This is a genomic window from Pseudomonas sp. IT-P258 (genome assembly GCF_949767825.1).
In the GTDB taxonomy this organism is placed as follows: domain Bacteria; phylum Pseudomonadota; class Gammaproteobacteria; order Pseudomonadales; family Pseudomonadaceae; genus Aquipseudomonas; species Aquipseudomonas monachiensis.
Map to the genome: position 1 here is coordinate 226,245 of NZ_CATKPU010000098.1, position 14,317 is coordinate 240,561.

The window sequence follows — 14,317 nt, forward strand, 5'->3', positions numbered from 1 at the left end:
GCATCGCACGGTGACGGACCGCTTACTGGCGGTAGGACTTGAGGAAGCCGCCGATGCGTCCGATGGCCATCTCCAGGTCATCGACACGGGGCAGGGTCACGACGCGGAAGTGGTCTGGCCATGGCCAGTTGAAGGCGGTGCCTTGAACCACAAGCAGCTTCTCGGAGAGCAGCAGGTCGAGGACGAACTTTTCGTCGTTATGGATCGGGCAAACCTTGGGGTCGATCCGCGGGAATGCATACAGCGCGCCCATCGGCTTGACGCAGCTCACGCCCGGAATGTCGTTGAGCAACTCCCAGGTGCGGTTGCGTTGCTCCAGCAGGCGGCCCTGGGGCAGTACCAGGTCGTTGATGCTCTGATAGCCACCCAGGGCGGTCTGGATTGCATGCTGGCTCGGCACGTTGGCGCACAGGCGCATGTTCGCCAGCATGTCGATGCCTTCGATGTAGCTCTGGGCGTGGTGTTTCGGTCCGGAAATGGCGATCCAGCCGGAACGGAAACCGGCCACGCGATAGGACTTGGACAGGCCGTTGAAGGTCAGGCACAGCAGGTCAGGCGCCAGGGAGGCGGTGCAGATGTGCACGGCGTCGTCGTAGAGGATCTTGTCGTAGATCTCGTCGGAGAACACCACCAGGTTGTGCTGGCGGGCCAGTTCCAGCATGCCCAGCAGCACTTCCTTCGAATACACCGCGCCGGTCGGGTTATTCGGGTTGATGATCACCAGGGCCTTGGTGTTCGGGGTGATCTTGGCCTTGATGTCGGCCAGGTCCGGCCACCAGTTGGCTTGCTCGTCGCACAGGTAATGCACCGGATTGCCGCCGGACAGGCTCACGGCTGCGGTCCACAATGGATAGTCCGGCGCTGGCACCAGCACTTCGTCGCCATTGTTGAGCAGCGCCTGCATCGACATTACGATCAGTTCGGATACGCCGTTGCCCAGATAGATATCTTCAATGCCGACGCCTTCCACCTGCTTTTGCTGGTAGTACTGCATCACGGCCTTGCGCGCACTGAACAGGCCCTTGGAATCACTGTAGCCCTGGGCGGTCGGCAGGTTGCGGATCACGTCCTGGAGGATTTCATCCGGTGCTTCGAAACCAAAAGGCGCCGGGTTGCCGATGTTCAGCTTGAGGATGCGATGACCTTCCTCTTCCAGGCGCTTGGCGTGCTTGAGCACCGGGCCGCGAATGTCGTAGCAGACGTTGGCGAGCTTGTTCGATTTGCTGACCTGCATGGCGATGTGTTCCCGAAAATGAACGATCCAGACGGTGTTTGGGCAACCGTGCTGGGAATCCTGCGTATTCACACAGGCCTGACGCCTTGAGATGCAGCACCCATATTTCCGTTTGAATGCGCGTGGTCTGGCTGCCAGACTGGCGTTTGACGAGGCGCAATCATACGTGCCGCCCGATCCGTGGAAAAGGTACAGATCGGGCTTTTTCAGCCGCTGAGGTGTGATGATGGAAAAGTTGGAAAAAACCCTGGAAGAATGGAAGGCGATGCTCGACCCGGAGCAGTACAACGTGTGCCGCCTCAAAGGCACCGAACGTCCGTTTTCCGGCAAATACAACGCCACCAAGACCGACGGTATCTACCACTGCATCTGCTGCAGCGAGCCACTGTTCGACTCCAGGACCAAGTTCGATTCCGGCTGCGGCTGGCCGAGTTTCTACGCGCCGATCGGCGACAGCGCCATGACCGAAATCCGTGATGTCAGCCACGGCATGATCCGCACCGAAGTGGTCTGCGCCAAATGCGACGCGCACCTGGGGCATGTATTCCCTGATGGTCCGCCGCCGACAGGCCTGCGTTATTGCATCAATTCGGTATGCCTGGACCTGGTGCCCCGCGAGTAATGCGAGCCCCGTAGGAGCTGCCGAAGGCTGCGATCTTTTGATTCTTGGCCTCAAGAAAGACCAGGTCAAAAGATCGTCCGAACGCGGCCCGAACCTTCGGCAGCTTCTACAGTTGGTCAGTGTTTTGATTAATTAAATTGCACACAATTAAATTGATCGCTATTTTGTTGTTTCTTCCATTCGTTCGGAACCTCAAACATGAGCGACAACCTGCTGAGCATCCCTTGCACCACGATCAAGGGCGAGCAAAAGACCCTGGCGGATTTCGCCGGCAAGGCCGTGCTGGTGGTCAACACAGCCAGCAAGTGCGGTTTCACTCCGCAGTACAAGGGCCTGGAAGAGTTGTGGCAGACCTACAAGGACCAGGGTCTGGTGGTGCTCGGATTTCCCTGCAACCAGTTCGGCAAGCAAGAGCCGGGCAATGAAGGGGCGATCTCCGAGTTCTGCGAGTTGAACTTCGGTGTCAGCTTCCCGCTGTTCAAAAAGATCGACGTCAACGGTGCCGATGCCCATCCGCTGTTCGTGCAATTGAAAAAGCGCGCACCGGGGGTGCTGGGTTCCCAGGGCATCAAGTGGAACTTCACCAAGTTTCTGATTGGCAAGGACGGGCAACTGGTCAAGCGCTTCGCTCCGGCGACCAAGCCGCAGGACCTGACCCGCGAGATCGAAGCCCTGCTCAAATGAATACCTTGTCAGTCGATTCCCTGAAGCTCGACAGCCAGTTGTGTTTCAAGCTGTACGCGGCTTCCCGGGCGGTGATTCGCGCCTACAAGCCAATGCTCGATCAGTTGGGCCTGACTTACCCTCAGTACCTGGCGATGCTGGTGTTGTGGGAGTGGCAGGAAGCGGCCCCGGAGCAACCGACCGTCAAGGCATTGGGCGAGCGTCTGGCCCTGGATTCCGGCACGCTGACACCCTTGCTCAAGCGCCTGGAACAACTGCAACTGGTGCAACGCCAGCGTTCGGCGCGCGATGAGCGTGAAGTGCACCTGAGCCTGTCGCCAGCCGGCGCGGCCTTGCGTGACCAGGTCGGGCCACTCAAGGCGCGCCTGTTGTGCGACAGCGGGGTCGATCTGAACCGTCTCAACGAATTGCGCGATGGCCTCGATCACCTGTTGGGGCAGATCAAGGCGTTGTCGTAGCGGGGATCCACAGGTCCAGCAGGGCGGCCAGTTCTTCGCGCCGAAAGGGTTTGGCCAGGTAGTCGCTCATGCCCGCGGCACGACAGCGTTCACGCTCCTCCGACATGGCGTTGGCCGTCAGGGCAACAATGGGCAGTTGGGGCCAGCGTCCGTTGCGGCGGATTTGCCGGCTGGCTTCATAGCCGTCCATCACCGGCATGTTGCAGTCCATCAGCACCAGGTCGAAATCCCGTTGTTCGAGTTGGTCCAGGGCCTCGCCGCCATGAGCCGCGGTGGTGACCTCACAGCCGAGTTTGCCGAGCATGCCCTTGGCCACCAACTGATTGACCGGGTTGTCTTCCACCAACAGCACTCGTCCGCGGCGTAGCGGGCATTGAGTGTCGAGCCTGGCCTCATTGATCGGGTGGGTTTGCGGTTGCAGGATCCGCTGCAACGTCTGAAGCAGCGTACTGCGGGCCAAGGGGCGGGCCTGTTGTTGCAGGGGGGCGAGGGCGCTGGCCTCTTCGCTGGGCATGAAGTTGCCGTAAGCGGTGATCAGCAGGATCGGCGCGCTGAGGGTGGGGCGCAAATTGAACAGGCATTCGGGGCAGTCGGTGATGAGCACGTCGGCTGTCAGGCCAAACAGTGGGTCATCCATGGAACGCCGTTCATAGTCCAGCCCCCAGACAGGCAACAGGCTGTTCAACAGTTCCCCCAGACCGCTGCTGGCGGCAGTGATGGCAATGACCTTGCCCTTGAGCGAAACAGCAGGCATTGCGCGAGTATGACTGGGCAAAGGCAAGTCTGCGCAGAACTGGCTGCCAAACCCAGCCTCGGAACTGATCGTCAGGCGTCCTTGCATGGCTTCGCAAAGGTTGTAGGTCAGGGCCAGGCCCAGCCCGGTGCCGCCAAACTGACGGGTAATACCGGCGCCGGCCTGGGTGAAAGGCTGCAGGATCTTGACCTGGGCATCCTGGGGGATGCCGATGCCGGTGTCGCACACTTCGATCCTGACGCCGTCGCCGAACGTCGACAGGCGCACGTCGACCCGCCCGAAACGGGTGAACTTGAGGGCGTTGGACAGCAGGTTACTGACGATCTGCCGCACCCGGGTCGGATCGCCGAGCACCAGTGCCGGGAAATGCGGATCGATCAGGCAGGTCAGTTCGACGCTGGGGGCGGCGTTCTGCGACAACAGGTTGGCGGTGTCTTCGATCAGCGAACCGAGGTCGAAGGGGATGTGTTCGAGTTCGAGTTGGCCGGCATCGAACTTCGACAAATCGAGAATATCGTTGAGCAATTCCACCAGCACTTTGCCCGAGTCATGGGCGATAGACAGTTGCTGCTGTTGTTCGGCATTCAGCGGCCCGTCGAGTGACAGCGCGATCATCCCGAGCAAGCCATTGAGAGGCGTGCGGATTTCATGGCTCATGTTGGCCAGGAACACCGAGCGGGCTTCGGCCATGTCGAGGGCGGTACTGCGGGCGGCTTCCAGTTCCTCGTTGGATTGGCTCAACCGCGCGTTGATCGCCTTGAGTTCGGCAGTGCGGGCCGAGACGATATTTTCCAGTTGGCCGAGGTATTCGGTCAGGCGGTTTTCCGCGTTGCGCCGCTGCTGGATTTCGGTGGCGATGTTCTTGAATTGCTGGTTGGCAACCTTGACCAGCACGCCAATTTCATCGTTGGCGTGTCCGGTGGGACACTCCAGTGAGGTCGATTCGGTGCTGCCCGGGTCGCGACCGCTGAGTTCACGGATGACTCGCACCAGGGGTTTGGTCAGCATCACATAGAACAGCGCCAGCAGGATGCCGGACAGCAGCAGGCTGCGGGCGAAGCCATTGATCAGGGTCACTTCGGCCCGGCGCAGGAATCGGTCGCCGAAGGCGTAAGTATCGACGTTCAGCCGCAGCGTACCCAGGGATTCGTTGGGCATATGATCCAGGTAAAGCCGGTCTTCGAACTGTCGGTTGGCGCCGAACAGGAAGTCACTGAGCATCCGGTAACCGTTTTCCACACCGGGTCGCTTGACGTTGGCCAGAACGGTACCGTTGTTGTCGGTCAGTTTTGCGCCGATGATCGCTGGCGAGCGCAGCAGGCCCAGGGTCAGTTCCTTGGCGAGTTCGGCGTCGATGTTGTAGGCGATTCGCGAGGCCGGGTTGTGGCTGATTTCCAGCAATGAAAGGATTTCACGATTGATGGAGGCGTCTTCACTGGCATAATCGATGCCTATTTGCAGCAGGCTGAGCAGCGTGCCCAGAATGAAACCGACCAGCACAGTAAGCCGGGCTTGCTTGAATGACAGCCGGTTGGTGAATTTGATGTCCATGAGGGGGTGAACCACTTCGGTTTCCTTTCGCTGCTCAAGCATAGTCGATCATGCATGCCTGCTGATGTTCTCGCGAGGCTTGTACTGCGGGGGCCGCCGCTTGTGTGACGCTGTGTTTCGTCGCTGTATCACCATCATTACTGTGAACGTGCCCGAGGAGAAGTCGTGGATTCCCGATTGAATGCTTTTCTTGAACGCGCCGATGCCGTTCTGGCCCGTATCGAGCCGTTGCTGCCGGCCCCCCGGCCAGCCATCGACTGGACCCAATGCCTGGCCGCGCGCTGGCAGCGCGAGTCGCGCGGCGGTTATCTGATGCCGCTGGAGGTCAGCCTCGACATGCGTTTGTCGGACCTGATCGGCGTCGACCGGCAAGTCGAGCAGCTTGGGCGCAATACCCAACAGTTTCTCGACGGCATGCCGGCCAACCACGCCTTGCTCTGGGGCTCACGCGGCACCGGCAAGTCGTCGCTGGTGCGCGCCTTGCTGGCTGAGCACGCTCAAGCCGGATTGCGCTTGATCGAGATTGAACGTGATCACCTGGCAGACCTGCCGCGAGTGGTCGAACAGATCGGCAAACTGCCTCAGCGTTTCGTGTTGTTTTGCGATGACCTCTCGTTCGAGTCGGGCGAGGGTGATTACCGAGTGCTCAAGAGTGTCCTCGATGGCTCGCTGGAACAGGCGCCGGACAACGTTTTGCTGTACGCCACGTCCAACCGTCGCCACCTGGTGCCGGAAAAGGAAAGTGACAACGAAAACTGGAAACGGGTCGACGGCGAACTGCATCCGAGCGAGGCGGTGGAAGACAAGATCGCGCTGTCGGACCGCTTCGGCCTGTGGCTGTCGTTCTATCCGTTTACCCAGGAACACTTCCTCGACGTCGTCGAGCACTGGATCGGCCAGTTGGCCGGCAAGGCCGGACTGGCGTGGCAGCGCACCGAGGAACTGGACATCCTGGCGGTACGCTGGGCCACCGGCCGAGGCAATCGCAATGGGCGTTGCGCCTATCAATTTGCTCGTTATTGGGTCGGGCTGAAACTGTTGGAGCACAAGGCATGATCGATTTACAAAAGAGCGGCCAGGGCCTCGAAGGCTACGGCATGCTGCACGCACAGCTGGAGTCATTGCTGGCGGACGAGCGGGATTTTATCGCCAATGCCGCACAATTCTCGGCGTTTCTGTTCAATCAACTCGATGACTTGAACTGGGCCGGTTTCTACCTCAACCGTCATGAAGAGCTGGTGCTGGGCCCGTTTCAGGGGCAGATCGCTTGCGTACGGATTCCGTTCGGCCGTGGCGTTTGCGGGACGGCGGCAGCCACCCTGCAGACTCAACGAGTCGAAGATGTGCACGCGTTCCCCGGTCACATTGCCTGCGACAGCGCCTCGAACAGCGAACTGGTGGTGCCGTTGGTCAAAGACGGCCGATTGATCGGCGTGCTTGACCTCGACAGTCCGAAACTTGCGCGTTTCACCGCGCAGGACCAAGCCGGGATCGAACAGCTGGCGGCGATTTTCCTGCGCCTGACCGACTGCTGATCAAGACGCCAGGCCGGCCTTGGCCAGCAGGCCGGAGGCGTCCACCGCATCGATCTGCCCGGGGTCGAGGAAGCGCCTGGCGTACTGCAAATAGATTTGTGCCTTGATGAACAGCCCGAACAGCTGCGGGTCTATGTGGGCATCACGGCACATGAACGCCATGATGCTCAGCGCCTCGCTCAGGGTCTTGGCTTTTTTGTATGGGCGGTCGGCGGCCGTCAAGGCTTCGAAAATATCGGCAATCGCCATCATCCGCGCCGGCAGGCTCATCTCTTCTCGCTTCAAGCGTTTCGGATACCCGCTGCCGTCCATTTTTTCGTGATGCCCGCCGGCTATTTCCGCGACGCTGCGCAAGTGCCCGGGGAATGGCAGATGGTTGAGCATCTGGATCGTCTGAACGATGTGGTTATTGATGACATAACGCTCCTCGCTCGTCAGTGTGCCCCGGACGATGCTCAGGTTGTACAGCTCGCCGCGGTTGTATTTGTGGGGCGGAACGTCGAGCTTGAAGCCCAGGGGATTGTCTTGCGGTATCACTTCGTTTTCGCTGCGTTCGAACAGGTGCTCGGGTTTGTCCGCCAGTAAGGGTTCGCTGACGGGCAGGGCTGGGGCAGGCGTTCGGGCCTGACGCCGGTTTTCTTCCCAGGACACGCCCAATCGGTCATCCAGGGTCCGGGTCCAGGTGCGTTCAGCCAGGCGGCGCAGGCGTTGCAGATCTGCGTCGGCCATGGCTTCGCCGCCGAGATTGCAACGGGCCACAAAGGCGAAATCATCATCCAGTCCGGCCAGGCTGGTATTGCGCAGTTCCGCCAGCGCTCGCTCGTCACCGCCCAGGGCAATGGCCTGCCAGTAGCTGATCCAGGCATCGCGCTTGAGCACCTCGAAGCGGGTACGGATCTCGTGGATGCGATCGGTCAGGGTTTCCAGTTTCGTGGCTTTGTCGACAACGTATTCCGGCGTGGTGACCTTGCCGCAATCGTGCAGCCAGGCGGCGATGTGCAGTGCCTCCCATTCATCTTCGGTTGGCTGATAAGCGCTGAAGGCGGGCTCCTGGCTGTCTGCCGCCGCTTGGGCAAGCATCAGGGTCAGTTCCGGCACCCGCTGGCAATGGCCGCCGGTGTAGGGGCTTTTGGCGTCGATGGCGCCGGCCAGCAATTGAATGAAGGCGTCCAGCAGCTGTTTTTGCCGGGCTTGCAGGCGCTGGCTTTCGATACACACGGCGGCCGCGCCGGACACCGTCTGGAGAAACGCAATGCGGTCCGGCCGCAGTTTGTCCAGATCGCTCTGTTCGCCGCTGTCGGCCAACAGCAACACCAGCAGACCCACGGTTTCGTTGTGGCGATTGTGCAGGCGGATTCCGATCAGATGGACCCGGGGGCTTTCCAGCGAGAGCAGGATTTTCCGCAGATCACCTGCCTGCTCGAAACCCAGGTTACTGACGACAGTGTCGACGTTGGCCAACTGGTGCAGCCATGGGGGGCTTTGCGGGTTCTTGAGCGAGTGTCCGCGGATGTCGAAGGCTTGCAGGTTCTCGGCGGTGTTGTTGATCACCAGTCCGTGAGGTTCCATGTGCTCGCCATCACCTTCGCGCAGATAGATCAGGCCGGCCTGGGCCTGACCGATTTTCACGGTTTCAAACAACACCCGTTCCAGCAGTGGGGCGAAGCGGGTTTCGGCGCTGAGGCTGTCTGTGATCTGGAAGAAGCTTGCCAGGGTGTCTTTCATCCGTGCCATCGACACACTCAACTGGTCGACTTCGAGCACTGGCGAGCGACGGGAAAGCGGAAAATTGAAATCGAAGCTGCGAATCGCATCGGCCTCCTGCACCAGGGCGCGCAAGGGCTTGACCAGGACTCTCGACGTCAGCCAACCCAGGGGCACGCATAACAGCAGGATTGCCAGGGTAATGAGCGCACCTTGCCAGCGCATCCGGTACGCGTCGACGAGCAACTCGTCCTCCGGTACCAGCAGCGCCAGTTGCAGGCCTTGGGGGCCGCCTTCCTGCATGCTGCTGCGGGCCACGATCCACTGCCGGCCGCTGGCGTTCAGGTGACTGCCCTGAGGGGGACTGTTGAGCAACGCACCCAGGCTGGGGCTCAGGTCCGCCGCCTTGATCAGGCGGGACGTCTGATCATCGATGATCAGCCTGCGGCTGTCGGGGTAGGCAATGGCATTGCCTTGGGCATCGAACAGCACGATTTCGGTGTTGGGGGTCACGACGTGCTTGGCCAGGGTCGCGCTGAGTTCAGCCAGGGTCAGGTCAGCGGCCAGGATTGCCTTGTCGCCGCTGCGTCGTGCCAGTGTCGTGCCGATGTTGTGGGTGGAAAAGAAAATATAGGGTTCGGTGGTGATCTGGTCATTGTCGCCGCGGGCGCTGGTAAACCAGGCGCGGTCGCGTGGGTCGTACGTATCGTTCAGGTTGTCCTGACGGCTGACAAGTACCAGGTTCCGGTCGAAAAACAATGACTGGGAGCGGGCCTGGCCGCTGCTGTCGTGCTCGATGCTCCAGACCTGGTAAACCGCCGTGTCCGGTGCCTTGACCAGGGCTTTGACCGCTGGGGTGCGCAGCGGGCGGACCATGAAAAAGTCACCATTGTCGTAGCCCAGGTACAGCGAAGCCAGGTTGGGGTTGTCCTCGAGTGACTGGCTGAACGGTTCGAGCAGTGCCAGGCGTTGTTCCAGATCAGGGGACTGGCCCGCCGGATTGAGTGCCAGCAGGCTCAACAGATGACGAATGGGGTCATAGGTCGCGTGCAGGTCCAGCCGGACATCCTGCTCAATGCGGTTGAAGAGTTTTTCACTGCTGGACAAGATGATCTGTGTGGTTTGCCGGTAGTTGAAAAGCCCCAGGGCAGTCCCGGTCAGCAACAGCAGAAGGGTGAACATCACGCTGATATGGACATGCAGCGGAAACCGGCGTGGATCCGTGCGCAGTGGGTCAGGCATTGCGGGTTTCTCCAGGATGGTCAACACACTGCCGAGGGGCCAAGCATAGTTAAGGCTCTGGCATTTTGCCTTCGTCGTAATGCTCGATCTGACGTAGCAACGCGTCCTCCAGTTCGAGCATGGCACGCTCCATGGCTTTGCAGCATCCGGCCACTTTTTCGCGATCGAAATCCTCATGGCAGGCGGCTTCGAGTGCCTCGCAGCAGTCAATCAGGCGGGAGGCCTGTACGATCCGGGCCGCACCTTTGATTTTGTGGGCAATGTCCCGTAGCGCCTGGGTATCCCCGGAGCTGGATAACGACAGCAGCGTTGGCAGGTCCTGGCGGTTGCTGCTGACCAACTCGTTCAGCAATCGTCGGTTCAACATCGGGTTGCCCCCGGTCAGCTGTTTCAAACCGTGAAGGCTGAACGCCGGAGCTGCCTGGCCGGGTTCTATGCCTTGCACCCATTGTCCCAAGGCCCCGAGGCTGAGGGGTTTGAACAGGCAGTCGTTCATTCCGGCCTGTTTGCAGCGTTTTATTTCTTCCGGTTGAGCGTTGGCGGTAAAGCCGAGAACGGTGCAGGGAGGGCGATGGAGTTGGCGTTCATGCTGGCGAATGGCGCGGGCCAACTGGTAACCGTTCATGACCGGCATGTTGCAATCGGCGATCACCAGATCAAAAGGCTGATCTCTCCATGCCTCCAATCCTTCCTGCCCATCGGACGCGACGGTAAATCGATGCCCAAGAAACTCCAACTGCTGGCACATGAGCAATCGATTGGCCGAGTGATCGTCGACTACCAGAACATTCAATGGGGTTGTGGCGACGACAACTTGGGTTTCGACCGCTTGGATCGACTGTTGCAGCGGCAACGTTTCCAGTTGCAACAACACCTCCACTTGGGTGCCGATGCCCGGCTCGCTGCGCAATTGCAGGCTACCGCCCATCATCTCGCAGAGATTGCGGCTGATCACCAGCCCCAGTCCTGCGCCTCCCCTGGCCGATTGCATGGCATGGTCAGCCTGAGCGAAGGGTTCGAACAGGCGTTGTTGATCCTGCTTGCTGATCCCGATGCCACTGTCGTGAACCTGCACCCGCATTTGCACACGCTCAGGTTGCGTAGCCGGGTGCAGTTCGACAATGACCCGGACCTGGCCTTGTTCGGTAAACTTGATGGCATTGCTGATCAGGTTGGACAGCACCTGCTTGAAACGCAATGGGTCCAGCAACACATCGAAGGTCGTATTTGCCGATGAAAACTCCAGCACCAGTTCGAGTTCCTTCTGTCGGGCCAGGCCTTCGAAAATTCGTACGACCGAGGTCACAAGTTCACCCGGATTGACCCGCTCCGGGCTCAGGCTCAAGCGTCCTGATTCGATTCTGGCGATGTCGAGAATGTCGCCGATCAATTCCAGCAACCCTTTCGCCGAGTTGTACGCGACATCGATGGCCGGACGCTCCGGGTGCTGATGATCAAGACGCTTGAGTGTCAGTTCAAGCATGCCGATGATTGCATTCATCGGCGTACGGATCTCATGGCTCATCGTGGCCAGAAACGTGCTTTTGGCCCGGTTGGCGTTATCGGCGCGTTCTTTCGCGCAACGCAGATCATCAAGCAGTTGCCGCCGTTCGCTGATGTCGATCCAGCCACCGATAATGCCTTGCACTTTTGCGCTGGAATCCCGATAGGGAAGAATCCAGTGATAGATCGTCAGCCGCCGGCCACCAATGTGCAGTTCGCGATCGACGATCAACGGTCTGCCTTCGGCCACTACGCGCTGGTAGTCGGCCTGGTACTCCCGGGCTTCGAACACATTGCTCATCGATCCCTGCATGACGCTTTTGCCGATGACATCTTCACGCCGGGCGCAGAACGCTTGCAGGTAACTGTCGTTGCAACTTTGCAGCAGCCCCTGGCGATCACGCACGTAGATCGGATGGGGCGTGCCATTGACCAGTGATCGCATGAACTCGAACTGATCGTTCAGCGCACGCTCGGCGGCCTTGCGTTGCTTGATCTGGCGTCGCATGTAGTCGTTCCACGCAATGGAAATCAGCAATAGCACGCCGGCACCGATGACGATTTGGTAGAACAGTCTTTGATAGTTGCGCCAGGTGCTTTGCGAGGATGCCGAATAGCCGCGCCAGCGACTGTTGATGATGCCCAGTTCTTCCGGCGAGATGCTCAGCAACGCCTTGTCGAGAATGGCGTTCAGCTCTTTGGCGTCCAGAGCGGTGGCAAGGGAAAACGCCGCCTGCTCAGTGCCGATGGCGGTGCTGATTTGCAATGTGTGCTCGAACAGCCGCGAGGAAATGAAGTAATTGGCAATGACCAGTGAGTTCACTGCGCCCTCTGCCTGGCCCTCGGCGAGTAACTCTACGGCACTGAAGGCGTCCGGGGTTTCGATCAACTTGATCCGGGGAAACTCTCTGCGCAGGTAATCCATTATTGGATTGCCGCGGGCAATGGCCAGGCGCTTGTCCTGCAACTGCGCGAGGTTGGCCGGGCTGTCTCCGGCTTTGCGGGTCAGCAGGACGTAGGAGTTTTCCAGAAAGGGGCGGGTAAAGTTCAGTTGAGATTGACGTTGGGCGCTGGGGAGTAATGCGGCGATCACATCGACCTTGTTGTCCTTGATCTGTTTGATCATCTCTTCATCGCTTCGACTGCGCCGGATATCAAAGCGCAAGCCGGTGCGCAGCCTGATCAGCTCAAGCAAATCCGCGGTGACCCCACGAAAATTGCCATTGCTATCGAAAAATGTCAGTGGCGCAAAGGCTTCGTTGACAACAACGCGCACAATCGGGTGGTGGCTCAGCCAGCGTTCTTCCCGCTCAGTGAGTTGCAGCTTTTGATCGGTCAGCAGAATGTCGCTGCCGGCGCTCCAGCGTTTGGCGATGTTTTCTCGTTCACTGGAGGGGATGGCTGTGATCATCGCGTTGATGATGCCGAGTAGTTCGGGATTGTTCCGGTTGACGGCGAAGCTGAAACCAAAGGCTTCATGTTTGCCGAAGTTGGCCATGCGGATGTTGTTCAGGTACCCCTTGTTGATCATGTAGTGAGTTGAAATGGTGTCTCCGAGGAACACGTCCGCCTGATCGAAAGCAACGGCATTGATCGCATTCTGGTAGGACGGATAGGACGTGATGATCGCCTTCGGGTACAACGCCTTGACTTCCGCCAGTGGCAAGTAGTGATACACCATGCTCAGGCGCAATCCGGCCAGGCCATCAGTGAGGGATCGGGTTTCCCCTTCGCGGGTCACCAATACGGGTTGGTCGACGGCATAGGGTATGGACAATGCAATGTCGGCGTTGCCAGCTTCGAATCCATTGGCGGTGCCGAGCAGATCGACTTCACCGTTCTCCAGCGCAGTGATCGCGGCCCCTCGGGAATCGAAACGCTGAACCGTGACGGGCAGACCGGTTACTTTTTCCAGGAGACCGGCGTAATCAGCGGTAAACCCTTCATAGTCCCGACCACTGGTGGTCAGGTCGAATGGTGGATAGTCCGGGGCCGACGTACCGAGCGTCAGCTGTGTTTTTTGTGTTATCCATTGTCGCTGGGATTCATCCAGCCGAACCTCCAGCGCTCCGACCTTCGAGCGGCTGAGCAGCGTGTAGTTTTCATTGCCCGGTGCGCCGAACAACGTGGTGCTCACGCATAGACCTGCGGTCAGTTGAATCAGATAGACCTTCAAACGGCTGGGCATCCAGGTTCTCACACGAGTGCGTTACGTTTAGCCATCTCGATCAGTTCAACCAGGGATTTGGCTTTGAGTTTCTGCATGAGGCGCTTTTTGTAGGTGCTCACGGTCTTGTTACTCAGAAACATGCCCTTGGCGATTTCCTTATTTGTGCGACCTTGGGCAAAAAGTTGCAATACCATCAGTTCCCGGTCATTTACCGACTTGAATAGTTCCAGTTCAATGCAGCGTGTTTCATCTCCGCGGACGGGGTTCAAGGCTTCGCTCGGGAAATAGTTGTAACCTGCAAATACCGCTCTTATGGCGCTGACCAGTTCACTGATGTCCTCTTGTTTGCAGACATAGCCTGATGCACCTGACTGCATGCAACGAATACCGAAAAGTGTCGGGCATTGTGCTGTCAGCACCAGTGTTTTAAGAGGGGTGTTCATTGCATTGAATCGGGATAGCACTTCCAGGCCATCCAGTTTTGGAATGCTGATGTCGAGAATGACCAGGTCCGGCATGCATTCGCGAACCATCTGCATGGCGTCGACCCCATTGTCAGTTTCGCCGACGACTTTGTAACCTTCATGTTCCAGTAACATTCGAACGGCAAGGCGGATAACCGGGTGATCGTCGACAATAAAAACGGAGTTCATAATCAAGTCCCATGCGAGCTCAAATAAAGCGCGCACCATAGCTCAGATACTTGAAGGGGCGCATGAACTGACTGTCCTGTAGCAGCAATATAGGAAAAATCCTACATATTAAAAAGAATAGGACTACGTATTAACTAGGTTTCTTATTAGGAAGGCTGAAAATAGTCCGATGTGCGGGCATACTTTAAAAGGAGGTTGTTTGTAAGT

10 protein-coding genes are annotated in these 14,317 nt (G+C 58.8%); 5 read left to right on the forward strand and 5 right to left on the reverse strand.

Annotated features, from left to right (window positions below):
- Window positions 1-22 precede the first annotated feature (22 nt).
- Window positions 23-1,234, reverse strand: coding sequence for a pyridoxal phosphate-dependent aminotransferase (locus ACM6G4_RS27050; protein WP_007973513.1), 1,212 nt, complete (start codon window positions 1,232-1,234; stop codon window positions 23-25).
- 226 nt (window positions 1,235-1,460) lie between these two features.
- Between ACM6G4_RS27050 and msrB the strand changes: the two genes are divergently transcribed.
- From msrB to ACM6G4_RS27065, 3 genes are all read left to right on the forward strand, one after another.
- Window positions 1,461-1,856, forward strand: a complete 396-nt coding sequence (msrB, locus tag ACM6G4_RS27055; RefSeq protein ID WP_046043423.1) for a peptide-methionine (R)-S-oxide reductase MsrB — start codon at window positions 1,461-1,463, stop codon at window positions 1,854-1,856.
- 198 nt (window positions 1,857-2,054) lie between these two features.
- On the forward strand, window positions 2,055-2,540 hold the full coding sequence (locus ACM6G4_RS27060; protein ID WP_056727098.1) for a glutathione peroxidase: 486 nt from the start codon (window positions 2,055-2,057) through the stop codon (window positions 2,538-2,540).
- Window positions 2,537-2,998: a MarR family winged helix-turn-helix transcriptional regulator gene (locus ACM6G4_RS27065; RefSeq protein ID WP_223541075.1), complete on the forward strand. Its 462-nt coding sequence runs from the start codon at window positions 2,537-2,539 to the stop codon at window positions 2,996-2,998. Before ACM6G4_RS27060 ends, ACM6G4_RS27065 begins: the two co-directional genes overlap by 4 nt.
- On the opposite strand, the gene ACM6G4_RS27070 is transcribed toward ACM6G4_RS27065, so the two are convergent.
- Entirely contained in the window at window positions 2,982-5,345 is a 2,364-nt protein-coding gene (locus ACM6G4_RS27070; protein WP_056727096.1) for a response regulator, read from the reverse strand. The two genes, ACM6G4_RS27065 and ACM6G4_RS27070, sit on opposite strands and share 17 nt — an antisense overlap.
- Before the next feature lie 123 nt (window positions 5,346-5,468).
- Between ACM6G4_RS27070 and ACM6G4_RS27075 the strand changes: the two genes are divergently transcribed.
- The gene (locus tag ACM6G4_RS27075; protein WP_095944936.1) at window positions 5,469-6,359 is read left to right on the forward strand and encodes an ATP-binding protein; all 891 of its coding nucleotides are present in this window, start codon (window positions 5,469-5,471) and stop codon (window positions 6,357-6,359) included.
- Entirely contained in the window at window positions 6,356-6,838 is a 483-nt protein-coding gene (locus ACM6G4_RS27080; RefSeq protein ID WP_414914987.1) for a GAF domain-containing protein, read from the forward strand. Before ACM6G4_RS27075 ends, ACM6G4_RS27080 begins: the two co-directional genes overlap by 4 nt.
- Here the strand turns inward: ACM6G4_RS27080 and ACM6G4_RS27085 are convergent, their stop codons facing one another.
- Genes ACM6G4_RS27085 through ACM6G4_RS27095 form a run of 3 tightly spaced genes read right to left on the reverse strand, consistent with a single transcriptional unit; the run spans window position 6,839 to window position 14,110 of the window.
- Window positions 6,839-9,784 (reverse strand): HD domain-containing phosphohydrolase, encoded by a 2,946-nt coding sequence (locus ACM6G4_RS27085; protein WP_414914988.1) that lies wholly within the window; start codon window positions 9,782-9,784, stop codon window positions 6,839-6,841.
- Window positions 9,785-9,833: 49 nt separating this feature from the next.
- Window positions 9,834-13,475, reverse strand: a complete 3,642-nt coding sequence (locus ACM6G4_RS27090; RefSeq protein ID WP_414914989.1) for a transporter substrate-binding domain-containing protein — start codon at window positions 13,473-13,475, stop codon at window positions 9,834-9,836.
- 8 nt (window positions 13,476-13,483) lie between these two features.
- Window positions 13,484-14,110, reverse strand: coding sequence for a response regulator transcription factor (locus ACM6G4_RS27095; RefSeq protein ID WP_056727435.1), 627 nt, complete (start codon window positions 14,108-14,110; stop codon window positions 13,484-13,486).
- Between the last annotated feature and the right edge of the window lie 207 nt (window positions 14,111-14,317).